The organism is Vibrio sp. 03-59-1, assembly GCF_013114135.1.
GTDB lineage: Bacteria > Pseudomonadota > Gammaproteobacteria > Enterobacterales > Vibrionaceae > Vibrio > Vibrio cortegadensis.
The window spans coordinates 129983-155799 of sequence record NZ_VTYA01000012.1 but is presented as its reverse complement, the minus strand read 5'-3'; the positions used below and the strand labels follow the sequence as shown (position 1 = coordinate 155799).

Genomic DNA, 25817 nt, shown 5'->3' with positions numbered 1-25817 from the left:
GGACCCACCTGATTCCATGCCGAACTCAGAAGTGAAACGCAGTAGCGCCGATGGTAGTGTGGGGCTTCCCCATGTGAGAGTAGGACATCGCCAGGCTTTAAATTTAAACAAAAACTCGTTATAAACGAGTTTTTGTTGTTTGCTGATATAGCTCAGCCCGGTAGAGCGCACCCTTGGTAAGGGTGAGGTCCCCAGTTCGAGTCTGGGTATCAGCACCAGTATTAAAATGCGTCATTTATCGATGTATTAAGAATTTGTTTAGCGACCATAGCATTACGGACCCACCTGATTCCATGCCGAACTCAGAAGTGAAACGTAATAGCGCCGATGGTAGTGTGGGGCTTCCCCATGTGAGAGTAGGACATTGCTAGGCTTTAATTTATTTTATTGTTTATAAAACAGTAAAAAGAAATAGCGTAAGCTGAATAGACACTGCGGAGTGGTAGTTCAGTTGGTTAGAATACCGGCCTGTCACGCCGGGGGTCGCGGGTTCGAGTCCCGTCCACTCCGCCACTGATTTAAAAAAGCCCTAATCGAAAGATTAGGGCTTTTTTACGTCTGTACTATTTTGAATTAATGTTTTTCTTCTGCTACTTCCCATAAAGCTTTGATTAATGGGTTCTCTAGTTGAGAGCGTTTGCAACAGATGCCCAATTCAAAAGGTCTGATTGACGCTACTTTTAACCTTTCTACTCGTTCTTTTACCGGGCTACTGTCAATCACAACGTCTGGGGCTATACCAACACCACATCCAAGAGCAACCATACTTACTATTGCTTCATGTCCAGATACTTGGGCGTAGATATTCGGCTTGATTTTCATTTTTTTAAACCAAGAGTTTGCTCTTTCTCTAGCAGTACCTGCTTCTGGAACAATAAAAGGTATCTGAGACCAATTAATCGATTCTTCTTGGAGTAAGTGAGTAAAACTATTTATACCGGAAGGGGCGATGACTGAGAGTGGAATTTCGCTTATTTTCTCAAACTCTACTTTTGATGGCAGCTGATCGGGTTTTGCCGAAATAGCGATATCAGCCATATCGTTAATAATACGATCTATAGCCTGAGCAGGGTCGCCTGTGGTTAATTTAAATTCAATATGAGGGTGTCGTACTCTAAATTCAGACAGTAATTCAGGTAGGTGGCTATAGCTGGCCGTGACCGAACAAAACAATCGTATTTCGCCTTTAAGCTCATGTTCATTACCTGCTAACTGCGCACTATATTGCTGCCACTCACCAACGATATTAAGTGCGATAGGAAGTAGCTTTTTACCCGCAGGCGTGATTTCTACACTTCGGTTATCTCTTACAAATAGAGCCTGACCAGTATCGTCTTCTAGTTTTTGGATCTGGCGACTGAGGGCGGACGGACTTACATGCATTGCTGCTGCCGTTTTACTAAAATTCTTGCTATCGCATAAGTGAATAAAGAGTTGAAGGCTTTTTATATTCATTTACTTAAATCTTCCATGTTGCATTTATTGCAATGACTAATTGTGAATATATCACTTTAAGCAACTTTACGTCTGATTTAGTATGAAGTCATTCGATAGTAAGATATCGACCAAACGGACAGTATTTATAAAGGAGAGCCCTGATGGCTAACTATTTCGACACATTGAACTTACGTGAACAATTGGATCAACTAGGCCGCTGCCGCTTCATGGATCGTGAAGAATTTGCGAGCGAAGCTGATTATCTAAAAGATAAGAAAGTCGTCATTGTAGGCTGTGGTGCTCAAGGCTTAAACCAAGGTCTTAATATGCGAGATTCTGGTTTGAATGTTGCTTATGCTCTTCGTCAGGCTGCTATTGACGAACAGCGCCAGTCATTCAAGAATGCGAAAGAAAATGGTTTTGAAGTAGCAAGCTATGAAGAGCTTATTCCTCAAGCTGACCTTGTTGTTAACCTAACACCTGACAAACAACACACAAATGTTGTTGAGACCGTAATGCCTTTAATGAAAGAGGGTGCCACATTAGGTTATTCACACGGTTTTAATATCGTGGAAGAAGGGATGCAAGTTCGTAAAGACCTTACGGTTGTAATGGTTGCGCCTAAATGTCCTGGTACTGAGGTTCGTGAGGAGTACAAGCGTGGCTTTGGTGTTCCAACACTTATTGCTGTTCACCCTGAGAACGATCCTCAAGGTGATGGTCTGGAGATTGCAAAAGCTTGGGCTGCTGCAACTGGTGGTCACCGTGCTGGCGTACTTGAATCTTCTTTTGTTGCGGAAGTTAAATCTGACCTTATGGGTGAACAAACCATTTTATGTGGCATGCTACAAGCCGGTTCGATCGTTTGTTACGAAAAGATGATTGCTGATGGTATTGAACCTGGCTATGCTGGTAAATTACTACAATTTGGTTGGGAAACCGTAACAGAAGCGCTGAAATTTGGTGGGGTAACTCACATGATGGATCGTCTTTCTAACCCTGCGAAAGTAAAAGCATTTGATCTGTCTGAAGAGCTAAAAGATTTAATGCGCCCTCTATATAACAAGCATATGGATGACATTATTTCAGGTCATTTCTCTAGTACGATGATGGCTGACTGGGCAAATGATGATGTAAATTTATTAGGTTGGCGTGAAGAAACGGGCCAAACGGCTTTTGAAAATTATCCTGAGTCAGATGTTGAAATATCAGAGCAGGAATATTTTGATAACGGTATCTTGATGGTTGCGATGGTGCGTGCAGGTGTTGAACTTGCGTTCGAAGCAATGACCGCATCAGGTATCATCGACGAATCAGCATACTATGAGTCTTTGCATGAGCTACCACTTATTGCGAATACTGTCGCTCGTAAGCGTTTGTATGAAATGAACGTTGTTATTTCTGATACTGCAGAATACGGAAACTACCTATTTGCTAACGTTGCAACACCTCTTCTGCGTGAAAAATTCATGCCTAATGTGAATACTGATGTGATTGGTCGTGGTTTAGGTGAAACTTCTAACTTTGTGGATAATGCGAAGTTAATCGAAGTGAATGATACCATTCGTAATCACCCAGTAGAGTACATTGGTGAAGAATTACGTGGCTATATGACAGATATGAAGACTATCGCGGTAGGCGGCTAGTTTATGTAATTTAGCTAAAGTGATGAAAAAAGCTCAACAGAAATGTTGAGCTTTTTAGTAAATAAAGAAAGGCTTTTTGTCTGCTTATCAATCCGTTACTGAGGTTACGGATAAATCATTACAGATCCACTAGGTTGGATTATTTATCTGCTAGTTTTTCTTCTAGTGCTGCCAATTTTTGTTCCATGTCTGTCAACTTTTGACGAGTACGGAGCAACACTTGAGTTTGTACATCAAATTCTTCACGGCTTACAACATCAAGTTTGTTTAGCTGGCCTTGGATAACTTGTCGTACTTTTTGATCAACATCGTTACCGAGCTCTTTCACTGGCTGAGGCATTGATTCATGAATCTGTTTTGCAATTTGTTCTAATTTCTTTGGATCAAACATAGTGGGCTAAACTCCTATTATTTTGGTTACATTCTAAGTAATTCACAACGCAAAGTCGTTACTTTAGATAATAAAAAAGGCTACCGAAGTAGCCTTTTGTTTAGATTGTGAATTTAGCTATTTTTTGCCATCTCACGATGAACCGCTTTCGCTTCATCAACGCGCGCCAGCTTTTCTAAATCTTTATCTTCAACAAAGATTGGTAATGGCTTATGTTGCTCTGCTAGGTAGCTATAAATTACTGGAAGTACAAACAGAGTAAAGATAGTACCAATTGCCAGACCAGCAACGATTACGATACCGATACTAAAGCGTTGTGCTGCACCCGCTCCTGTTGCATACATCAGTGGGATTAAGCCAGCGATCATCGCCGCTGTCGTCATCAGGATTGGACGAAGACGAACCTTCGCCGCTTCCATTACAGCTTCAATTCGATTTTTATGGTGATGCAGCTGTTCTTCTTTTGCCACTTCACAAATCAAAATACCGTGCTTGGTAATCAAACCAACTAAGGTGATCAAACCAACTTGCGAATAGATGTTCATGGTTGCTGCGCCCCATGCCAAGGCAATAAGAGCACCACAAATAGCAAGTGGTACGGAAACCATGATAACTAATGGATCTTTCAGTGATTCAAATTGAATGGCTAGAACCAAGAAGATGATCGCTAATGCTAAACCAAACGTTGCGTATAGAGCACTTCCTTCCGTTACGTATTGGCGAGCTTCACCCATATAGTCATGACTGTAGCCACTTGGTAACTTCGTTTCAGCTGTGTTTTCGAACCATGCGATAGCATCACCCATTGCAGTTGTTGGTCCTGGTACCGCCCCAATTGTCGCAGAATTCAACTGGTTGAAGTGCGGCAAAGATCGAGGCTCTGCAACAACATCAATAGAGATCAAGCTGCCTAGAGGTATTGCTTTACCATCCGCAGCTCGAACATAGTAGTTCTTCATTGATTCTGGGTTTAAGCGATACTTACGTTCAACTTGAGGGATTACCTCATACGAGCGGCCATTCAAATCGATACGGTTAACGTAGCCGTCAGACATCATAGTGCCAAGCGTAATACCGATATCTTGCATGGTAACGCCGTAGACGCCAGCTTTGTCTTTATCAATATTGATCTTCATTGTTGCTGAGTCATAATTCAAATCTAGATTCGAATAGACAAACAATGGGCTTGAAGATACCTCGGTTAAAATATCCGTTGTGATTTGGAATAGGCTTTCAAAGCTATTTGGAGTAGTGATAACAAACTGAATAGGTAGACCTGAACCTGCACCTGGAAGTTCTGGCATTTGGAAGGCCGTTACTGACATACCTGGAATTTCTTTCACCAGTTGGCCAACACGCCCAGCAACCTCAGCTTGACTTGCTTCTCTTTCACTCCACGGTAGCATTGAAGCAATACCAAACGCTTGGTTAGCACTTGGAACGCCTGTAAATACCTGTGCATACGCCACTTCCGGTTGAGCCGAAAGGATCTCGTTCACGTCATCCATGGTATTTTGCATGAAATCAAGGTTAGCATTTGATGGTGCTGTACCCATTAGCATGATTACGCCTTTATCTTCTGACGGTGCAAGCTCACTAGGAATAAACTTGAACAGCATCGGAAGAGTGGCGAATACAATGACAGCAAAACCTATAAACACAGGGCGATGCTGCATTACAGCGCCGAGCATGCGTTCATAGCGATTTGTCATGCCATCCAATACGTAATGAACTTTTTGTTCAAACTTACTTGGTTCAGCATGCGCTTTCAGCATTTTTGAACACATCATTGGTGATAGCGTTAATGCGACAATACCAGAAACAAATACTGAACCTGCTAGCGTTAATGCGAACTCTTTAAATAGAGAACCAGTAATACCACCCATCATCGCGATAGGCGCATATACCGCACCTAGCGTTAAGGTCATCGCAATAACAGGAACCGCAATTTCACGCGTACCAATAATAGCCGCACGGAAAGGTGATTCGCCAAGTTTAATATGCCTATCGACATTCTCTAGTACAACGATCGCATCATCAACCACAAGACCGATGGCAAGTACCATGGCCAGTAGCGTCATAAGGTTCCACGAGAATCCCATCGCTTGCATAACCATTGCCACACCAATGAGAGATAGTGGAATAGTGATGATTGGGATAAGAACCGCACGGAATGAGCCTAAGAACAGCGTAATGACGATCAATACGATAAGCGCCGCTTCAACAATCGTTTTAATTACCTCTTGAATTGACTCGTTAATTGCAATTGTCGAGTCATACATAACATTCATAGAAATGTTACTTGGGAGGTTTTTCTCTAGCTGAGGAAGAAGATCCAGCACATCCGCTGCGATGTTTATTGGGTTAGCACTTGGAGCTGCATTAATCGCTGCAACCACGGCTTCTTTACCATTCGCACTCGCACGGTAAACATCATGGCTTTTTTCTAGTGATACTTTAGCGATATCTGCTAAACGGATAACTTCAGCTTTGCTGCTTTTTACCACTAAGTTTTCAAGCTCTTCAGTGTTCGATACCTGAGTATCTGCACTGCCATTATAGAGCACAAATTCGCCTGTTGCTTGACCAGTTGCTGATTGGTAGTTATTCGAGTTTAGAACCGACATGACATCTGTTGCCGTTAAATCTACCGCCGCCATTTTTGCTGGATCCAACCAAATACGTAGCGCGTACTTCATGCCACCATAAAGGTCGACTTTTGAAACACCATTAACCGTAAACAGTTGAGGGTTGATCACTCGCTCAAGATAGTCAGTAATTTGGCTAGAGACTAATTCATCACTGGTAAAACCGATGTACAGCACCGCCGTTGTTGAGCCTGTAGACATCGTTACTGTTGGATCTTCTGCTTCTTTAGGAAGTTGAGACCGAACAGAGTTTGTTTTGGCTAGAATATCAGACAGCGCAGCATTAGGGTCCGTATTCAACTTCATATTGACCGTAATCGTTGACTTACCGAGAACCGATGAGGAAGTCATATAGTCGATATTATCCGCTTGAGCCACCGCCTGTTCGAGAGGTTGGGTGATAAAGCCTTGGATAAGATCCGCACTTGCACCGTAGTAACCGGTCGAAACGGTAACGACAGTATTCGTCATTTCAGGGTATTCACGCACCTGCATTTTGAAGATTGCTTGTAATCCAAGCAATGCGATCAAAAAGCTGATGGATACCGCTAAAACTGGACGTTTAATAAAAACATCAGTAAAGCGCATTATGCCTCCAAATTACAGCTTAGGTGTTTCAGATGGTGGGGTGATTGTATCGTTTTCTACAATCTTAACTTTTGCCCCGTTGCTTAGGCGTACTTGGCCTGATGTCACAACCATATCTCCAGCCTTAACACCCTCTAAGATATGAGCTTTATCTTTTGTTCGTTCGCCAATTTTTACAACTTGCTGCTTCACTCGTTTCACACCATCTTCTTCAGAGATAATGTAAACATTGTCTCCGTATAAAGTGAACGTAATCGCAGTTTGTTGAAGCGTAATTTGATCTGTCAGCGCAGGAAGGATGATATTCGCACGAGCAAACATGCCGCTGCGAAGTAGACCATCGCTATTTGGAATGTCTGCCTGGACTCTAATCAAACCACTTTGAATGCTAACCGCAGGCTCAATCGCACTGATTGTTCCTTGGAAAGGTTGATCTGGGTAAGCATCGACAAAGATATCGATCGCTTGATCTATTGAAATACGAGAAATATCAGTTTGAGGTACAGTGAAGTTAAGACGCATAACACTGGTGTCTTCTAAACGTACAATTTCATCTCCGGCTTGCAAGTATTGACCTAAGTAAACTTTACGAATACCGATAATACCCGAGAAAGGCGCTCTGATTTCACGACGCTCAATTGCTGCTTTTAAGCTTTCAATATCAGCTGAAAGTGAGAAAAAGCTCGCTTCTGCATCGTCGTAAGATTCTTTTGAAATTGAACCTTTAGCAAACAAGCCTTTGTAACGTTTGTATTTTGCTTTCGCCGCAGGAAGCTTTGCTTGTGCACTTTTTAGGTTCGCTTTTTCAACAGATGAATCTAAGCTTACTAATAGTTGGTCATCTTCGATTTGCGTACCTGAAGTAAAAGCAATTTTTCTAATTACACCACTTGTTTCACTTGAAAGAGTTACCCCTTGATTAGGCTCTATAAAGCCAATAGCTTCAATCACAGGTACCCAGTCTACTGGTTGTGCTTTTGTTACCGTTACAGGGAACTCCGCTTCTGGTCTATTAGCCATGTACTCTGCGATTTTTTGTTGTTTGAATATGTTAAAACCTATCACGCTCCCAAAAAGGGTCAAAGCGATAAGTAACATAAAGAAGGTCCACTTTTTCATTATTGTCAGAACTCCGATCTAGTGTGTAATTATTGCGTCCCAACTAGCCTCAATAGCCGCATCTAATGCAGTTTCGTCCAGTTGGTAGAATCCTAAAGAATGCTTACGTGCGAGTGAGACACTAGCCGCTAAGCTCAATCCACTTAATACTTCGTTATCAAGTGGTTTAAATAGTCCTTGTTTTTTACCATCATTAAATAGTAACTCCACTTGGGCAAACATTTTACGCTCTAGTTCCCTAAATGTAGTGCTATTTGTTGCAGGTAAACAATCATATTGAATCCGGTTTTTGATTGCATCAAGGTTTGTTCCCGCCAAGTTCCAAATGTTTAGCCACATGGTGCGGTAACGTTGTTTTATCGGCTTTGAATCGTCAACACCTTCCTGTATCGCGTCTGCAATTTTTTGGGTTACATGTATCCGAACTTCCTCAATGAGATGTTCTTTATCATCGAAATAGCGATAGATAGTGCCTGCAGCGACCCCTGCTTTTTTTGCTAACTTATGCATAGATAACCCCTGAAAGCCAACCTCTGCAATGAGAGCTTCAGCTGCTGAGAGTATCTGAAGGCGTTTATCCTGAGGGTTATGAATGGTCATTTTCTTACCACCAATGAATGAACGTTCATTCATTATAGCGTATAGATCACACTTTTACATAATAGAGTTTCGCATTTAATGTGTGAAAATCTTGTATACGAGAGCATAGCATTCCCTGTGTTGCAGCATTATCATAGAGAGGAATACACATAAAACCTGATGAAACCATGTTGAGAACTCAATGAAACTGAACCCTAGACAAGACGAAGCTGTAAAATTTGTATCTGGACCTTGCCTTGTTCTCGCAGGGGCGGGATCGGGCAAAACTCGTGTGATTACAAATAAAATTGCTTACTTAGTGCAGCAGTGTGGTTATAAAGCTCGCAATATCGCGGCTGTGACGTTCACAAATAAAGCCGCTCGTGAAATGAAAGAGCGCGTAGGACAAAGTTTAGGTAAGAAAGAATCTAAAGGGGTAATGGTTTCAACGTTTCATACCATGGGGCTGAATATTATCCGCCGTGAGTATAAAGCATTAGGTTTAAAAGCCGGATTTTCGCTTTTTGATGATCAAGACCAATTAGCATTGTTGAAAGAGTTAACCGAAAAACAGTTAGATGGTGATAAAGATCTACTGCGTCAGTTGCTGAGTAGTATCTCTAATTGGAAAAATGACATGCTGACACCTGAGCAAGCAATAGCTTATGCACAAGGTGAACAGCAGCAGGTTTTTGCATTCTGTTTTGATATGTACCAAAAGCAGATGAAGGCATATAACGCATTGGATTTTGATGATTTGATTGCGATGCCAGTTCTGCTACTAAAAACCAATCAAGAAGTTCGAGAAAGATGGCAATCACGCATTCGATACTTACTTGTCGATGAGTACCAAGACACCAATACGAGCCAGTATGAATTAGTGAAGCTTTTAGTCGGTGAGCGTTGTCGCCTCACGGTTGTTGGTGATGACGACCAATCGATTTATTCTTGGCGAGGCGCAAAACCACAAAACTTGGTTTTATTGAGTAAAGACTATCCACAACTCAGAGTCATTAAGCTAGAGCAGAATTACCGCTCTACTAGTCGTATCTTGCGAGCGGCGAATATACTGATTGCAAATAACCCGCATGAGATCACCAAGACGCTTTTCTCTGAAATTCCGGATGGGGAAAAAATAAAAGTACTGAATGCTAAAAATGAAGAGCATGAAGCGGAGAGAATTACGGGAGAGCTGATCGCCCACCGCTTTTTGAATCGAACCGAATATAAAGATTACGCAGTGTTATACCGAGGTAATCACCAGTCGCGTTTGATTGAGAAAGCATTAATGCAAAATAGGATCCCTTATAAAATTTCGGGTGGTACCTCTTTCTTTGCTCGCGCAGAGATCAAAGACATCATGGCGTACCTGCGAGTGTTAGTTAACCCTGTCGACGATAACGGATTTTTGAGAATTGTGAATACACCTCGTAGAGAGATTGGTCCGGTTACTCTCGAAAAGCTGGGTAGTTATGCCAACATGCGTGGTAAGAGCTTATTTGAAGCAAGCTTTGAGATGGGTTTGGAGCAGCATCTAACTGGTCGAGGGCTCGATAATTTACGTCGCTTTACCGAATGGATTGTAAAAATTTCAGATAATGCTGAGCGTGGAAATACCGTAGAAGCGGTTCGTTCTTTGGTGAGAGATATCAATTATGAAGATTGGTTATACGAGAGCTCGCCAAGCCCTAAAGCGGCTGAAATGCGAATGAAAAATGTGTCTGAGCTTTATAGTTGGATTGTGGCCGACCTCGAAGGTGACAATTACGATAAAGAAGAGAAGAGTCTAAAAGAGGTTGTTCAGCGTTTAACTTTGCGTGACATGATGGAGCGAGGTGAAGACGATGACGATGCTGATCAAGTGCAGTTGATGACACTACATGCTTCAAAAGGACTCGAATTCCCGTACGTCTACCTCATGGGAGCAGAAGAGGGGATCCTTCCTCATCAAACAAGTATTGATGAAGATAATGTCGAAGAAGAACGCCGTTTAATGTACGTCGGTATTACTCGTGCTCAAAAAGAGCTGACTTTTACTAAATGTCGGGAGCGTAGGCAGTATGGTGAGCTTATTAAACCGACACAGAGCCGATTTTTAGATGAACTTCCACATGATGATGTGGATTGGGAAACGGTTAAAAAGCCGCAGTCAGCAGAAGAAAGAATGGAAAAAGGACAGGCGCATATCGCAAACTTACGTGCGATGTTCAAAAAATAGCGATGTTCAATAGGAATAATAAAAATGCCCGTGATAGTTCACGGGCATTTTTTTAACTAGGCACATTGGTAGGTGTGGATAGTTGCCTTATAGACCTTTGATCATGTGGTCGATGGCTGCGACGATTTCATCATCAGAGCAATCCATACATGACCCTTTTGCTGGCATTGCATTAAAGCCATTAATTGCGTGATCTTTTAAGACATCTTTACCTTGAGCAATACGAGGCCCCCACTCAGCAGCGTTGCCTGTTTTAGGCGCTCCGCTAATACCTGATGAGTGACAAGCAATACAGAAAGTTCCATATACTGTTGCACCATCACGAGGACCTGTTGGTTCAGCTTTAACGGGTTCGCTGCCAGCAAGGTAAACTTGACCTACGGGTTGGATGCGTTCAGCTATTGCATCGTATTCAGCTTGATCGGTAGTGGCAAACGCAGCGCTAGAAAAAGTTAACGCAGCGAATAAAACGCTTATGATTCGTCGAGACATATCCATTAAACTCACTTCACATTCCCAAGGTAAGTACATGCTTACCAAAATTATAGTGTTAAACTGTGTTTTGACTTAATCGGTCATCAGTAACCTGTTAAATCAATGTAAATAATGGGTGATTATATCCTGATAACTTGTTGCAATAAACAACAAGTTATCAGCGACAAGGGCTCTATCACATCCTATATAAGCTTTTATTGCATATGAACTGCTGAAAAAGAGAACAAACAGAAAAAAAAGTAAAAAAAACACTAGACGGCATAGGGTGATATACGTATTATTCCACTCCGCCGATAGGGCATGCGCCCGTAGCTCAGCTGGATAGAGCGTTGGCCTCCGGAGCCAAAGGTCGAAGGTTCGAATCCTTTCGGGCGTACCATCCGGATGCTTAGTAAAATAAGCACTATATTGGCAAAAAGTAGTGGTGGCTATAGCTCAGTTGGTAGAGCCCTGGATTGTGATTCCGGTGGTCGCGAGTTCGAATCTCGTTAGCCACCCCATTATTTTGGTAACCAAGTTTATTCGTAAATGAAGGTTTCCAGTGCTGATTCAAGATTTATCTTAGAATCGGAACGAAACATGTTGGTGAATAGCGTGATTTGTTACGCATCCTGACCTTGGAATAAGCGGACCAGAGGGTATCCCTCTAACGCAAACCAAGTAAAAAAATACAATGTCGGTGAATAGCGCAGCTTGGTAGCGCATCTGGTTTGGGACCAGAGGGTCGGGGGTTCGAATCCCTCTTCACCGACCACTATTTCAATAATCGTTTTAAACGGTTATATAAAAAGTTAGTGGTGGCTATAGCTCAGTTGGTAGAGCCCTGGATTGTGATTCCGGTGGTCGCGAGTTCGAATCTCGTTAGCCACCCCATTAACTCGGTAGTCAAGTTTACGTAGTGAATGAGATTTCCCTTTTTGATAAGTCAAAATAAAATAGAAGTCGGTGAATAGCGCAGCTTGGTAGCGCATCTGGTTTGGGACCAGAGGGTCGGGGGTTCGAATCCCTCTTCACCGACCACTTTTGAAGAAACCTCATCAGAAATGATGAGGTTTTTTTTCGTCTAGCGATCAGTGGAATTAATGATTTTTAGTTGTCGGCTATAGAAGAGAAACAGAAGGGGTTCGCCTGATGTTCAAGGAATGTCTCTTCACTGATCTCTTTTGAAGAAACCTCATCAGAAATGATGAGGTTTTTTTTCGTTTAGCGATCAGTGGAATTAATGATTTTAGTTGTCGGCTATAGAAGAGAAACAGAAGAGGTTCGCCTGATGTTCAAAGAATGTCTCTTCACAGATCACCTTTGAAGAAACCTCATCAGAAATGATGAGGTTTTTTTTCGTTTAGCGATCAGTGGAATTAATGATTTTTAGTTATCGGCTATAGAAGAGAAACAGAAGGGGTTCGCCTGATGTTCATGAATATTTTCTCGGCTCTACATTCGTGTAGAAGCTGGTTTCATTGAGAACAATCCCGTTATGTATTTTCTCGATTGAAACTATTTGTATTAAATCGCCATGTGAATATGGTTTTTATGACTATATTTATACTTATGGGTAGTCCTATTGGTTGTATTTAGTTTTTTATATGGTTTATGTATTTGAAATGTTAAAACTTAATGGTGAATAAAACTGTTTGGTTTTTTCTCTGAGAATAGGCGCTTGTTCTTAGGAAATAGGGCTATTAAGTACGAAAATAGATAAATGTAAAGTATGAAAGCTCAGCATTTAATAATAAAGAGTGATAATTTATTCACAAATTCGGCATAACTATATTTATTAAGTGCTTTAAAACTGCGCAATCTCGATTTTTTATCCTATGTTTGTTGCTTTTCTGTGAAATATTTGCCAAATTGATGGACTTGTAAATTGGCAGAACATTGTTCTGGCAGTGAATGGATTCCAATTTTGCAGACAGGGCAGAGAGCTGCCATAGCAGTAGAGGTCTGGTAATGTCACTTTTAGAAGTTAAAAATCTTCGTATTGAATACCCTTCTCGTCACGGTGTTCATGCGGCAGTTAAATCGCTGTCGTTTAATATTGAACGTGGTGAAATCGTCGGTGTTGTGGGGGAATCTGGCGCTGGTAAGTCCACAGTCGGTAACGCGGTTATTGATCTATTAAGTCCTCCAGGTGTTATTGCTGATGGCGAGGTTTTCTTAGATGGTGAAAAAGTTTCGGGGTTAACTCCGGAGCAGATGCGTAAAGTTCGTGGCTCTAAGATTGGTTTTATTTTTCAAGACCCGATGACCTCGTTAAACCCATTATTCACCGTTGAACATCAGTTAAAAGAGACGATTCACGCGAACTTGGATATGACAGATGAAGAAGCATCTGAGCGTGCATTGTCACTAATGAACCAAGTGGGTATTCCTCAACCAGAAAACCGATTAAAGCAGTATCCGCACCAATTTTCAGGCGGTATGCGACAGCGTGTTGTTATTGCCATTGCTCTTGCAGGTGAACCCGATCTTATTATTGCTGATGAGCCAACGACCGCATTAGATGTTTCAATTCAAGATCAGATTTTAAGCCTTATCCGTGAGTTATGCGTGACTAATAACGTTGGCTGTATGTTAGTGACCCATGATATGGGTGTTGTTTCGAACGTGACGGATCGTGTGGCGGTCATGTACCGTGGTGATTTGGTTGAGTTTGGCCCAACCGCGAAAGTTTTAGGAACACCAGAACATCCTTACACGCACAGCCTTATTTCCGCAGTCCCTCGTTCAGATGTAAAACTCGACCGATTCCCGCTTGTTAGCTATATCGAAGAAGCGCATGAAATGGAGCAACTGGACGTCAAAAATCATTGGTTAGGTCAAAGTCAAGATCACCGTGAGTACACTGGCCCACTGCTAAATGTTGAGAATGTTAGCTTACGCTTCATCACTAAAGATTCGATGTTTGAGAGTCGTCGTCAGTACGTTCAAGCTTCGAATAACGTTAGCTTTGAGGTGTTTGAAGGTGAAACGTTTGGTTTAGTTGGTGAATCAGGGTCGGGTAAATCAACCATTGCACGGGTTATTGCTGGATTGTACAAGCCTAACGAAGGGCACGTTACCTTTGAAGGTATCGACCTCACTGGCCTCAAATCAGAAAAAGAACGTCGCCCAATGCGTCGTCAAATGCAGATGGTATTCCAAAACCCATATACATCAATGAACCCTCGAATGAAGATCTTTGACATTATTGCCGAGCCGATTCGTTTTCATAAATTGACTCGCAATGAAAATGAAACACGTCAAATTGTGCATGATTTATTGGATCATGTTGGGTTAGGAAAAATGGCGGGGCTTAAATATCCTCATGAATTTTCTGGTGGTCAACGTCAGCGCATTTCTATCGCCCGAGCTCTGGCAACACGTCCACGCCTATTAATTTGTGATGAACCGACTTCGGCACTGGATGTGTCGGTACAGGCTCAAATCCTCAACCTGTTAAAAGACCTTCAAGCTGAACTAAACCTCACGATGCTCTTCATCAGTCATGATTTACCTGTTATTCGTCAAATGTGTGATCGTGTAGGTGTGATGCAAATGGGTAAATTATTAGAAGTAGCACCAACAGAGCAGCTATTTACTGACCCTCAACATGAGTACAGCCAACACCTAATTTCCTTGATGCCTGAGTTTTTGGGATTGAGAGAAGATGTAAAATCGGCATAAAAGTCGAAATAAAAAAGTAAGAAAAGGCAGTGGTTCCAAGTTCTCTTGGATATAAAACAAAGCAAATACATAAAATAGGGATTTAAGTCCCCGCATGAAGGAGTTATGCAATGAAAACCATGAAAAGCAAGTTAGCAGTCGCTTTGATGGCAGCTGGCCTAAGTTTTGGCGCAGCGGCAGCAGATATTACCGTTGGCTATGCAGCTGACCCTGTATCACTTGACCCGCATGAGCAGCTATCTGGCGGCACACTGCAAATGTCTCACATGGTATTTGACCCTCTAGTTCGCTTCTCTCAGTCAATGGACTTTGAAGCACGCCTAGCTGAAAGCTGGGAGCGTGTGAACGATACAACTTTCCGTTTCAACTTACGTAAAGGTGTAAAATTCCATTCTGGTAATGAGCTAACCGCAGACGACGTAGTATGGACATTCGAGCGTCTTCAAAATTCACCTGATTTTAAATCAATTTTTACGCCGTATGAAAAATTGGTAAAAGTTGACGATTACACAGTAGAACTCATTTCAAAAGCGCCATACCCATTGGTTCTTCAAACAGCAACGTACATCTTCCCTATGGATAGCAAGTTCTATTCAGGTAAGACGTCAGATGGCAAAGAAAAATCTGAAGTGGTTAAGCATGGTAACTCTTTTGCATCGACTAACGTTTCAGGTACGGGCCCGTTCATCGTAACGTCTCGTGAGCAGGGCGTTAAAGTGGTATTTGAACGCTTTAATGATTACTGGGATTCAAAGTCTGACGGTAACGTAGATAAGCTAACGTTAGTGCCAATTAAAGAAGATGCGACGCGTGTTGCTGCACTTCTTTCTGGTGACGTGGACATGATTCACCCTGTTGCGCCAAATGATCACAAGCGTGTTAAGAATGCGAAAGGGGTCGATTTGGTTACCCTTCCTGGTACACGTATCATCACTTTCCAAATGAACCAAAACAGCAACGAAGCGCTAAAAGATGTGCGCGTTCGTCAAGCTATCGTTCATGCGATCAATAACGAAGGTATCGTTAAGAAGATCATGAAAGGATTTGCAACATCAGCTGGCCAGCAAAGCCCGACAGGTTACGCAGGACACGATGAGTCTCTTGTTCCTCGCTACGACCTGAAAAAAGCTAAGCAGCTAATGAAAGAGGCGGGCTACGAGAAAGGCTTTACTCTAACAATGATGGCTCCAAATAACCGTTATGTGAATGATGCGAAGGTGGCACAAGCATCAGCGGCAATGCTATCTAAGATTGGTATTAAAGTTGATCTTAAAACCATGCCTAAAGCGCAGTACTGGCCTGAATTCGATGTCTGTGCTGCAGATATGATGATGATTGGTTGGCACTCAGATACAGAAGATTCGGCGAACTTTAATGAGTTCCTAACGATGACTCGTAACGAAGAGACTGGCCGTGGTCAATATAACTGTGGTCACTACTCAAACCCTGAGATGGATGCGATTGTTGAAGCGTCGAACTCAGAAACTGATGCAGCGAAACGTGCAATGATGCTGAAAGGTGTCGAAGCAACACTTTATAAAGACGCAGCATTTGTACCACTACACTGGCAGAGTGAAGCTTGGGGTGCGAAATCTAACGTAGGTGCAGCTGCGGTAGTTAACCCAATGGTTATGCCTTACTTTGGCGACCTTGTAGTTAAGTAATCTTTATTACTTGCTAAATAAGAGCCGTCGACTTGGCGGCTCTTTGTTTACTCTTTGTATACCCTCTTATTTCAGTCGGGCGGTGTATCATTTTAAAGGCTGAATTATATTTTCTAGCGATAGAAATACATGGATAGTTAAGGGGCAAGGAATGTTTACGTTTCTGGTCAAGCGCCTGTTTCAGGCACTGATAGTGATGTTTGTGATCAGTTTGGTGGCGTTTTCCATTCAGGATAATCTGGGTGATCCGTTACGTGAGTTAGTTGGGCAATCTGTTTCTGAGTCAGAGCGTCAAGCTTTGCGCGATGAGTTAGGCCTCAACGATCCCTTCATTACTAAATATACTCGTTTCATTGGCGCCGCTGTTCAGGGCGATCTTGGCACATCTTATTTCTTCAAGCGTCCAGCCGTTGACGTGATTTTAGATAAATTAGTCGCGACGCTAGAGTTGGTATTCGGCGCAGCGTTGATTATTGTTTTTTTATCGATACCTCTTGGTGTATATACCGCCATCCACCCAAAGAGTTTTTTTACCAAAGTCGTTATGGCGGGCAGTAGTATCGGGATCTCCGTGCCGGTATTTTTGACCGCGATTATGCTGATGTATGTCTTCTCTATTGAGTTAGGCTGGCTTCCCTCTTTTGGACGCGGAGAAACGTACAATTTATTGGGTTGGGAGTCTGGCTTCTTTAGTCTCGACGGTCTTGCACACTTAGTGTTGCCGTGCATTGCGTTGGCATCGATTATGCTGCCGCTGTTTATTCGTTTAGTTCGTTCTGAAATGTTAGAAGTGTTGAGCTCTGAGTATATAAAATTTGCTAAAGCGAAAGGCTTGGCTCTGAATAAAATTTACTATCAACATGCTCTGAAAAATACTCTGCTTCCAGTGTTAACGGTTGGTGGTGTGCAAATTGGTACCATGGTGGCTTATACCATTCTGACCGAAACCGTGTTTCAGTGGCCGGGTACTGGCTTCCTATTTTTAGAAGCGATCAATCGAGTGGACACCCCTCTGATCACTGCTTACGTTATTTTTGTTGGGCTTATTTTTGTGGTGACAAATACGATTGTCGATTTGTTGTACGGAATTATTAACCCGACCGTTAATCTTACAGGTAAAGGAGCATAGTCATGAGCAATACTCAAACTGCCGTTGCCCCGTCTACTTGGGAACGTTTTAAACAGTCAGATTTTTTATATTATTTTTTACGCGATAAAGTGGCGATGTTCAGTTTTGCCATTTTCTCTATCTTTTTGATTATGGCTCTCGCGGCACCACTCGTGGCACCGATGGACCCATATGATGTGACTTCTATTGATATCATGGACTCCGAACTTCCTCCTTCGTGGATGGAAGAGGGGGATGAGCGTTTCTTGCTCGGAACCGATGAACAAGGCCGTGATATTCTTTCAACTATGCTCTACGGCTCTCGCTTGTCGTTAACGATTGGCTTCTTAGCGGTTGGTTTACAGCTGTTCTTGGGCATTATTATTGGACTATCATCAGGTTACTTTGGTGGTCGAATTGATAGTTTCCTAATGCGGTTTGCCGATGTTCAGCTGTCATTTTCGACAATGATGGTCGCGATAATTGTCTCTGCGATTTTCAAGGCAAGTTTTGGTAGTGACTTTTATAGTCAATACGCAGTGCTAATGCTGGTGGTGATCATCGGTATTGCCGAGTGGCCTCAGTATGCTCGTACGATTCGTGCGTCGGTATTGGCTGAAAAAGAGAAAGAGTATGTAGAAGCGGCACGAGTGATGGGCTTTAAAGCGCCACGCATCATGTTCCGTCATATCTTGCCGAACTGTTTATCGCCAATTTTGGTTATTTCTACCGTACAAATAGCGAATGCCATCATGTCTGAGGCGGCATTGTCGTTCCTTGGTTTAGGCCTACCGGTTGATCAGCCTTCGCTTGGTGCCTTGATTAGCACAGGGTTTAACTACATCTTCTCAGGCGCGTGGTGGATCACCGCATTCCCAGGTGTACTTTTAGTTACCCTTGTGTTGGTAATAAACTTACTCGGTGACTGGTTGCGAGATGTATTCAACCCTAAGATCTATAAAGGGTAACTGAATAATTGGATTGTTAGCTAATTAATAATGAAAAGTAAGAGCCGTAAGATATTACGGCTCTTTTTTTGCATGTAATCTAGGGTATCGCATTATCGTCAAATCCTTGAATGTGATTGGTATGGAAAAAACAACGGTTTCTCTATCAATCAGCTAGAGTATGTATGGAGTTTAGAATGGCAAAAAAGCCACGTATTAAAAATAAAACCTACAGCCTAGGCTTAATAGTGGCCGCTTCTTTGAGTTTCACCACTATTTCTCACGCAGAGTCATTCTTATGTGATGGTACACAAGCTGCCGCAAATCAGTTGCCACAGTTGAGCCAAAGTTGCCCTATTGGTAAAGGCTTATGGGGCAAGGCGTTGCCGAATGAAAACATTGAGGATCCAACGTTTTGGATTCAATGTGGGATGTTAGCCAAGACATTACCTCTTGCTACTGCGAAACCGCTTTATCAGAAAATATCGACGGACGTGTGGATGAAGCCCGAAGGGAATGGATATCGATGCCTGATTGGGCCTTACGATAACTTCCCGGATGCGAAGAAAGAGCTTTCGCAAGTCAGAAGCCTTAAAGCCTATAAAGAAGCCTTTATTCGAGTGGTTGATAAGTCAGCACCTCAAGCTAAACCGTCAGTAAAACCCGATCCAGCCGCGAAAAATAAAGCGCTTAAAGCTAAAGGTGCTAAAACAAAAGAGCCTAAAGCAAAAGCGTCACCGTCTGTGCGGAACACAATGAAACCTAAATCAACGCAGGTATTAGCGACATCTGAGCTAACCACAAATACCGATATTTCCGTCCGAGTTCAAACGCAAGTAGACGGGCGAACTTATGTTGTGCCATATGTTTTGGATGATAATAACCAGTTCTATATGGAGCACAGCAAAGCATGGAACCGTTTAAGTTATGACAACGCAGGGGAAGTTTGTAGCGAACTTAAAATGCGTTTAGTAACAGAAGATGAGTGGAAAAAATTACTGGCGACAAATGTGATGGAAAAAGACAGTTGGCCAATGCATCTGCCATATTGGGGCCATCAGAAGAAAGGATTATTCACCAACGGAAGAATCACCCAACTAAAGGGGTCATCATTGCTGAATGTATTGTGTGTGAAGTAGTGTAGAGACAAGACAAAGTGATAAACAAAGCCCCGCAATGCGGGGCTTCGTTTTATTAGCTTAATTAATCGTTGTTACTTGTACCTGTCCATTTGATGTTGAACTTCATCGCTTCCATGAACTCACCATTATTGTCTTTCACTTTACCAATAACACTGTATACGTTATTGACCGTTAGACTTGGTAGGTCAAAATCAACAGAAGCGTGCTTAATGCCATCTTCTTCACTTGTGTAACACTCGATTGATGATCCTGTATAGTCTTTAGACTTAATGGATCCGATATCTTCACCAGTGAAGTAGAAGTTCGAGAAGAACTCGTTAACCGTCTCACAAGTGAAGTCGGTATTGTTTACGTCGAAAGATAAGTTGGCATCCATCTCGCCTTGATCATTTGAGTGAGTATTCTCTCGGAGTGACAGCCCTATCTGACCTAAATTATAAGCGTTATCCTCTTCAGCGGGTAAGTAAGCATTAAAAGTACGGGCTTCTGGCCCCATTTCTGACGTTACATTGAGACGCTTTTCGATGTCAGCTTTGTTGATGAAATATGTGTAACGTTCAGCAGACTCTTCATCTGAATCAAGTAAACGGTGAACAATGGTTTTTGCACCAGTTGAAATGCTGTCAGCGTCATTAGCCACTTCAACTTGGAATTTTTCTGTTAGTTTTTCACCATCTTCTTCAAAATGGAACGTCGCGACGATCGATCCATCAACGATTTCGTAAGTTGCTTCTTCTGTTTGTGTGTCTGCTTCGGTACATGTTGTTTTATTTGCAATGCTTCTAACATTTCCGAGAACAATCCCATCTTCGAACTTGATCGAATCACACCAAATACTTGAATATTCTTGTTCTGCTTCTCCGTTTGAACTGCCATGCTCTAAGATGTACCAGGTTTTACCTTCTAGAGGGTGTGTATCTGGTTTGAGCGCTTCTTGTACATCTGGAAGGTCGAGTTCTACAATTGTCGATAACCCACTAGCGTCAGTTGCTTTTAGTTTGATTGTATAGTTTGTGTCATCATCTTGTTTTGAGCGGAGTGGTGTACCTTGAACGCCAATGATACCAGTGCCCATATTGTCAAAAATGAGACCATTAGCTAGTGCATTGGAAGAGAAAGATAAAGTCAGCTGATCGTCGCTGCTAAATAGTGTTGAGAAGTCGAGTGTATAGCCTTCACCTAAGCTTTTACCTTTAGTGAGCTCCCATAGGTTAACTTGTGTTTGTAAACCCGCAACACCGTTATCGGAATACGTAGGTGCTTTAGCTTCGCCTTTGTCAACAGTAAATGAGAATGTGGCCTTTAATGAATTGGTTAAGTCCGAGTTCCCAGAGACTAGATCTAAAGTGATATCGCCTGCAAGATCAACTGTGTCTGATGGACTAACACCAACATTCAGTATTCCTGTCTGGTAATTAATGACTGCTTTTACGTTACTCGCGTTCAGTTTGTCGTTGTCATAAACTTTTATTCCAGCAACCTCAATAAATGATTCATCAGGACTGATGTCTTTATCTTCAAATAGATTGTTAATATCGATACTAAAGAAGTAATCACTAGAGCCTTTGTCACCTAAAGTTAAATTCAAGCTATCGAATTTATTTTGAACTTCTTTATAAACTTCAGCGTTTACTGTTGTTTTATATGTAGGTGTTTCAGATGTCGATTTGTCACCATCAACAGGAGCTTTGTAGCTTGGGTCTGCTTTTTGTTCTGGAGTCATGCTATCAACACTCTGTTTTGCATCTTGCACAAACTCTTGAGGTTTACTGTTGATATCCGAGCCAGAACCTTTTGTTTCAGTTAATAGTTGTGCTGTTTTGTGCAAATCAGTGTTTTTATCTTCGCCATCAACAAAATCAGTATAAAGCTCATCTGTTGACTCCAAGCCTAGATCGGCAACAAGGTCCTCTTCTGTGAGGCCTTTCTCTACATAGCTTAAAGATAAGTCAGTGATTGGTGATATAACATCAGATCCATTTCGGGCGCGGAAAACAAGCTCATGAGCCATTGGTTGGGCTGGGTGATCCATATCAACAGTGTAAACACCTGCATATTTATCTGCATTAAGGCTAATCAGTTTTGCTTGTGCTGTACCGCCAGGAGTTAGAGTTTGGACTGCGATAATTCCGGAAGGTTTTTCCGTCATTGTCACTTCACCTTTGCTCTTTGTTAAGCCGATGAATTCATCAGTAGCTTCATCCCATACACCATTGTCATTGCTATCAACAAACATGACTGCATTTTTAAAGTAGCCGTCAAAAGATGCAATACTCACTTGCGGCGCTGCGCCATCTGAACTGCTCGAACCGCCACCACAACCTGTTAGTGCCACTGCTACTGACGCTGCTAGCAAAGTAATCTTCTTCATTATTTATCCTTTGTTATTTAAGGTGTGGATGACCCACAGTTCCTTGTTTACCACTGATTATTTTTTAAGCCGATATTAGAATCTTTAAGCCATGTTTTTTACGAGTTTTCATAAGCAATAACAAGACACGGAAAGCATGAAAAAAACCGTAAACTTTTTTACGTTTTTCTTTTATTTAAGACAATCGATCTATTTATTTCTGGTTGGAGAGTGGTAGACAAAATTCATTTTTAGTTCCTCATACAAATGTGCGTACTCAGGTTTTGGTCTAAAAATATAGCTGTATACGTTGCCATCAATGAACTCATCATAGGGACTGTATGTGAGATCAGTGAAAAGTGAAAAACGCTGATTTGAAGGGAACTCACCACAATGAAAAGAGTACGTATTCTCGGGATGAGTGCTTGAGGATACGATATCAATGTCGTAATTACCTTTTCCTGCCATCACTGAAGATTGGAAAAATGGGCCGACATATTGGCAATTGAGGCTGATATCGTAACCGTGAATATTAAGGTCGGAATCCATAAACTCACCATTGCTACCAATATTCTCTCGCTGGTAAATGTAGTTACCTGCATAAACAAGGAGATACTCTTGTTTTGGTGTCAGAATAAGATAATCAAAAGTGGCTGATTGGTATTCATATTGGCCTGTATGAATGTTTATTTTTGCTTCCATTGCCGCTTTACTTTTCTGTAAGGTGTAGCTTTCGTATTTTTCACCATCATAAATTGTGGTGAAATAGTTCGTCACACCTTTTTGTTGTACCGATGAGTACTCTTTCTTTAAATCCCATACTTGCTGAGCATGAAAGCTAGACTCGTTACTGCTTATAATGAGTTGGTTTCCGTTTATTTGATAATGCCCAATGTCACGCAGTTGATTTTCATTGGGGCAGGAAGTTTTGGCCGTTGATTTGGCGTAATAAACAACATCATTAATGAATTTGAATGCCTCACAGAAAACCACCTCATAGTTGTAACTGACTCCTGCGTGCTGCTTGGCTGATTCTAAGCGATAAACAATGTCACCGATGAGCGGATGTTCTTGTTCTTCAGTTGATGCTTCTACTTCTGGTAGTGAGAAGTGTGCCGAAACCCACGCTTGCTGATCATCACCATGGTAACTGTCTCTTACTGATACCGTTAGGCGAGAAAGTTCAGTTTGTAATTCGGGTGTCCCCTGAATGAGTAAAGCGCCGTTATTGGATATAGAGAGCCCTGACGCACTGAGGTCGATTCGAGTCGTTAAAAAATCATCATCAGGATCTGAAAACAGCTGATTTAGATTCAACTCATAGCTGATAGGACTACCTTGAGTGAGTTGCCATGAATAAATGACCGTTTGTAGCTGTTGATGAATTTGTTGGTTGAGTTCCGGCTTTCGGTTTTGTCCTGTTCCGTCATTGTTATCATCGGTACTGACTATTACCGTCGTACTGTTTGGTTCAAAGGCGTCTAACAACGCTTGTTCAGAGTTTTTTTGTTCTTGGTTTAACGGTGAAGCATGAACATTCGCAGCATCGAACTTTTCGGTAAGTGGAATGTTTTTTGGATTCTTTTTCACCATATTCAAGGTAGCGTTTGAAACCTCGGGGTGAGGTGGTTCAAGGTTTGAATTCGCACTCTGAGGCTGTTTTGATCGTTCACTCAGAGTTGCTGTTAACTCTTCACTATAGGTCGATGAGATCCATAACCAAGCGGCACTCCCGAATAAAGTGACACATAATAGAAGCCGACGTTTGTTCATTGTTATTAACGCTCTAAATTGAATAATGATTAAGCCATGCGTGACTGTAGCCAACAGCGCGAAAATTTTAGGTCTTTTTCGATTAAGCTATCGCTGCATTCGAGTAGTTGGCTGATCTCTTGATTTCTCATCCCCATCAAATATTTCAGCTTTAACGCATTGGACTGCCTAGGGTACTGAACACTAAACCGATCCAGCGCTTTATCGACAATAATCAGTTGTTCGAATTTATCGTCATGCAAATTCGGAATAGATGTCAGTTGTTGGCGTTTTTTCGCTTGGAGCGAACGTGCGTTGTCTATCAGTATTTGGCGCATCACTTTTGCCGCCATCAGAAAAAACTCACGCTTGTTTGATACATCGCTGAGATCTGAGTGACTCATTTTCAAATACGCATCATGTATGAGGGCGGTTGTGCTATTTACGCTATCGGCAAGCACTTCGTTGTCAATGCCATGTTTTACTGCGCTTCTGTCACGCTCTTGTTGGGCGATTTTTCTGAGTTGCAAATAGGCAAATTGATAGAGTTCACTTTCAGCTTGTTTGTTGCCAGATTGCCACTGTTGGATAATTTGGGTCAGTGAGTTTGCCATTATGCTGCTCCTGCAATTTTTTTGAACTCGGAGATTTTGAACGTCTCTAATTGCTCTGAGCCGTCTTGTTGTATTCTTTTTTCTTGTCTATAGCGATAAAGCACACCTTGATCCCAACTTTCCCCAGCAGGTAAATATTCCCAAGTGGTGTATTGAGGTTGGGAGTCTTTGTTGTACCAACGAACTAATATATTCATTTGAGCGAGAGTCGCTGAACCCTGTGAGCTTTCTAGCCACCACATATCTGGATATTGGTCAGTGACGTCGATGCTGTACTGGCTAATATCTGTTGGGCAATCTGTATTTTCTTTTTCGGTTAGGAATATTTTACGCTGTTTTATAAGTAAACATTGCTGAGTCGTGTTATCGCTAAGGTATTGCGTTTTTTGCCAAATACCTTGGTAAGAGATGTTGTTACCTTTGATTTCTGGGTAGGTAAACCAAAGCATTTCAGTTTGATTATTATGCTGTATCTTTTCAGTCGGACCTAGCCCTTGGACTTTCTCCATTAATAGTTGGGTGCTTGGGTCAAAACTTAAGGCAACTGTCCGATATTTCCACTTTCCTTCATCGCTATAGTTTTCGATCGAAAAGCCGTTGAGATCATTACGAGTACAACCATCTTGAGCGCATCCGACTAAGCCCTGTTGTTGAGCGAAGTTGCCGATAGGCTCGATTACGATCTCTTTGTATTGTTTATTGAGATCTAAATAACAGCCATTAAAGTAGTCACCCACGCTAGGGTATTGGATCATACTGTCATTCGTAATTTGATAAGACATGCTGCCGAAAGGCGGGGTGTATTTTGGATGTTTTCGATAACGTAAATCATAAGCACATAACTTACCTGACCAATCTTTTTTCTTGATGATGATATTACTTAGGCGAGTATTGAGTGGCTGATAGATAACATCATCAGAAGTGAAGTTCTTCTGAATGTACTCTTGGCTTTGATTAAGGTGCTCAACGGCGGTTTTTACGCTAACCAGTGGAATACCGAGATCTTGGCTTGAACTGTTTAAGAAGCTTAAATCAATATTTTTAAGCTTCTGCTGAAAGTTTGGATCGGATAATAAGCGACTAGCAAGCACAATCTCTTCTTGATTCAATGGCGTGCTATCCAGTGAGAGAAGCAAGCGCGTGATATTGATACTACGGCTTGGTTGAGTCGTCGCAAGACTAGGGGTGATGATTTTCTGGCTCGATAACGTAGTCAGTAAATAACTTGATTCATCACTCCCTAAAAAGAAGCTCACCACATCATTTGGGTTATATTGGTATTTCCCTTTGTTGGTGACTCCAGATAGCCCTGAGCTGGTTTGGTAGTACAAACCACTAACCGGAGCATCGATAAAATACCCCGTACTAGGGGTTGATTGAGCGTGGGTAATGCCACTAAAAAGTGTGATACACGCGCCGAGCAAAGCCATACTCTTCATGTTTATTCTCTTCT

The 25817-nt window shown here is 42.0% G+C and carries 17 protein-coding genes, 7 tRNA genes and 2 rRNA genes; 16 read left to right on the top strand and 10 right to left on the bottom strand.

Features of this window, described 5'->3' with window-relative positions:
- The 4 genes from rrf (F0249_RS13755) to F0249_RS13740 form a co-directional block, all read left to right on the top strand.
- Positions 1-96: ribosomal RNA gene (rrf, locus tag F0249_RS13755) — 5S ribosomal RNA — on the top strand; the annotation flags it as partial.
- A 45-nt stretch (positions 97-141) separates the two neighbouring features.
- Positions 142-218 (top strand) — tRNA-Thr (locus F0249_RS13750).
- Positions 219-257: 39 nt separating this feature from the next.
- Positions 258-373: ribosomal RNA gene (rrf, locus tag F0249_RS13745) — 5S ribosomal RNA — on the top strand.
- Between the two features lie 63 nt (positions 374-436).
- A tRNA-Asp gene (locus F0249_RS13740) sits at positions 437-513 on the top strand.
- A 60-nt stretch (positions 514-573) separates the two neighbouring features.
- On the opposite strand, the gene ilvY is transcribed toward F0249_RS13740, so the two are convergent.
- Entirely contained in the window at positions 574-1455 is an 882-nt protein-coding gene (gene ilvY / locus F0249_RS13735) for an HTH-type transcriptional activator IlvY (protein WP_017052421.1), read from the bottom strand.
- Between the two features lie 143 nt (positions 1456-1598).
- Here ilvY and ilvC point away from each other — a divergent pair, with 143 nt between their 5' ends.
- The gene (ilvC, locus tag F0249_RS13730; RefSeq protein WP_017052420.1) at positions 1599-3083 is read left to right on the top strand and encodes a ketol-acid reductoisomerase; all 1485 of its coding nucleotides are present in this window, start codon (positions 1599-1601) and stop codon (positions 3081-3083) included.
- A 139-nt stretch (positions 3084-3222) separates the two neighbouring features.
- On the opposite strand, the gene F0249_RS13725 is transcribed toward ilvC, so the two are convergent.
- The 4 genes from F0249_RS13725 to F0249_RS13710 all read right to left on the bottom strand — a co-directional run bounded on the left by F0249_RS13725 (position 3223) and on the right by F0249_RS13710 (position 8429).
- The gene (locus F0249_RS13725; RefSeq protein ID WP_017052419.1) at positions 3223-3474 is read right to left on the bottom strand and encodes an accessory factor UbiK family protein; all 252 of its coding nucleotides are present in this window, start codon (positions 3472-3474) and stop codon (positions 3223-3225) included.
- A 113-nt stretch (positions 3475-3587) separates the two neighbouring features.
- Complete coding sequence (locus F0249_RS13720; protein WP_017052418.1) at positions 3588-6710, bottom strand: multidrug efflux RND transporter permease subunit; 3123 nt, start codon at positions 6708-6710, stop codon at positions 3588-3590.
- Positions 6711-6722: 12 nt separating this feature from the next.
- Positions 6723-7829, bottom strand: coding sequence for an efflux RND transporter periplasmic adaptor subunit (locus F0249_RS13715; protein WP_171757007.1), 1107 nt, complete (start codon positions 7827-7829; stop codon positions 6723-6725).
- A gap of 18 nt (positions 7830-7847) precedes the next feature.
- Complete coding sequence (locus tag F0249_RS13710) at positions 7848-8429, bottom strand: TetR/AcrR family transcriptional regulator (protein ID WP_198927064.1); 582 nt, start codon at positions 8427-8429, stop codon at positions 7848-7850.
- Between the two features lie 181 nt (positions 8430-8610).
- Here F0249_RS13710 and rep point away from each other — a divergent pair, with 181 nt between their 5' ends.
- The gene (rep, locus tag F0249_RS13705; RefSeq protein ID WP_171757006.1) at positions 8611-10626 is read left to right on the top strand and encodes a DNA helicase Rep; all 2016 of its coding nucleotides are present in this window, start codon (positions 8611-8613) and stop codon (positions 10624-10626) included.
- 87 nt (positions 10627-10713) lie between these two features.
- On the opposite strand, the gene F0249_RS13700 is transcribed toward rep, so the two are convergent.
- Positions 10714-11124 carry a cytochrome c5 family protein gene (locus tag F0249_RS13700; RefSeq protein ID WP_315973051.1) on the bottom strand — a complete coding sequence of 137 codons (411 nt, stop codon included), beginning with the start codon at positions 11122-11124 and terminating at the stop codon, positions 10714-10716.
- Between the two features lie 299 nt (positions 11125-11423).
- Here F0249_RS13700 and F0249_RS13695 point away from each other — a divergent pair.
- From F0249_RS13695 to F0249_RS13650, 10 genes are all read left to right on the top strand, one after another.
- Positions 11424-11500 (top strand) — tRNA-Arg (locus F0249_RS13695).
- A 45-nt stretch (positions 11501-11545) separates the two neighbouring features.
- Positions 11546-11621: transfer RNA gene (locus F0249_RS13690), tRNA-His, on the top strand.
- Between the two features lie 177 nt (positions 11622-11798).
- A tRNA-Pro gene (locus F0249_RS13685) sits at positions 11799-11875 on the top strand.
- Between the two features lie 43 nt (positions 11876-11918).
- A tRNA-His gene (locus F0249_RS13680) sits at positions 11919-11994 on the top strand.
- Positions 11995-12064: 70 nt separating this feature from the next.
- Positions 12065-12141 (top strand) — tRNA-Pro (locus F0249_RS13675).
- Positions 12142-13071: 930 nt separating this feature from the next.
- Positions 13072-14787 carry an ABC transporter ATP-binding protein gene (locus tag F0249_RS13670; RefSeq protein WP_113796118.1) on the top strand — a complete coding sequence of 572 codons (1716 nt, stop codon included), beginning with the start codon at positions 13072-13074 and terminating at the stop codon, positions 14785-14787.
- A gap of 110 nt (positions 14788-14897) precedes the next feature.
- Positions 14898-16451 (top strand): ABC transporter substrate-binding protein, encoded by a 1554-nt coding sequence (locus F0249_RS13665; protein ID WP_017052085.1) that lies wholly within the window; start codon positions 14898-14900, stop codon positions 16449-16451.
- A gap of 151 nt (positions 16452-16602) precedes the next feature.
- A complete protein-coding gene (locus F0249_RS13660) occupies positions 16603-17580 on the top strand; it encodes an ABC transporter permease (protein ID WP_113796120.1) in 978 nt (325 codons plus the stop codon).
- A 2-nt stretch (positions 17581-17582) separates the two neighbouring features.
- Positions 17583-18527, top strand: coding sequence for an ABC transporter permease (locus tag F0249_RS13655; protein WP_017052087.1), 945 nt, complete (start codon positions 17583-17585; stop codon positions 18525-18527).
- A gap of 176 nt (positions 18528-18703) precedes the next feature.
- Positions 18704-19645 (top strand): SPOR domain-containing protein, encoded by a 942-nt coding sequence (locus F0249_RS13650; protein WP_171757005.1) that lies wholly within the window; start codon positions 18704-18706, stop codon positions 19643-19645.
- Positions 19646-19709: 64 nt separating this feature from the next.
- Here the strand turns inward: F0249_RS13650 and F0249_RS13645 are convergent, their stop codons facing one another.
- The 4 genes from F0249_RS13645 to F0249_RS13630 all read right to left on the bottom strand — a co-directional run bounded on the left by F0249_RS13645 (position 19710) and on the right by F0249_RS13630 (position 25803).
- Positions 19710-22019 carry an acid phosphatase gene (locus F0249_RS13645; protein WP_171757004.1) on the bottom strand — a complete coding sequence of 770 codons (2310 nt, stop codon included), beginning with the start codon at positions 22017-22019 and terminating at the stop codon, positions 19710-19712.
- A gap of 189 nt (positions 22020-22208) precedes the next feature.
- A complete protein-coding gene (locus F0249_RS13640) occupies positions 22209-23771 on the bottom strand; it encodes a hypothetical protein (protein WP_171757003.1) in 1563 nt (520 codons plus the stop codon).
- A 29-nt stretch (positions 23772-23800) separates the two neighbouring features.
- The gene (locus F0249_RS13635; RefSeq protein ID WP_017052091.1) at positions 23801-24364 is read right to left on the bottom strand and encodes a sigma-70 family RNA polymerase sigma factor; all 564 of its coding nucleotides are present in this window, start codon (positions 24362-24364) and stop codon (positions 23801-23803) included.
- Positions 24364-25803 (bottom strand): chromosome partitioning protein ParA, encoded by a 1440-nt coding sequence (locus F0249_RS13630; RefSeq protein WP_171757002.1) that lies wholly within the window; start codon positions 25801-25803, stop codon positions 24364-24366. Before F0249_RS13630 ends, F0249_RS13635 begins: the two co-directional genes overlap by 1 nt.
- Between the last annotated feature and the right edge of the window lie 14 nt (positions 25804-25817).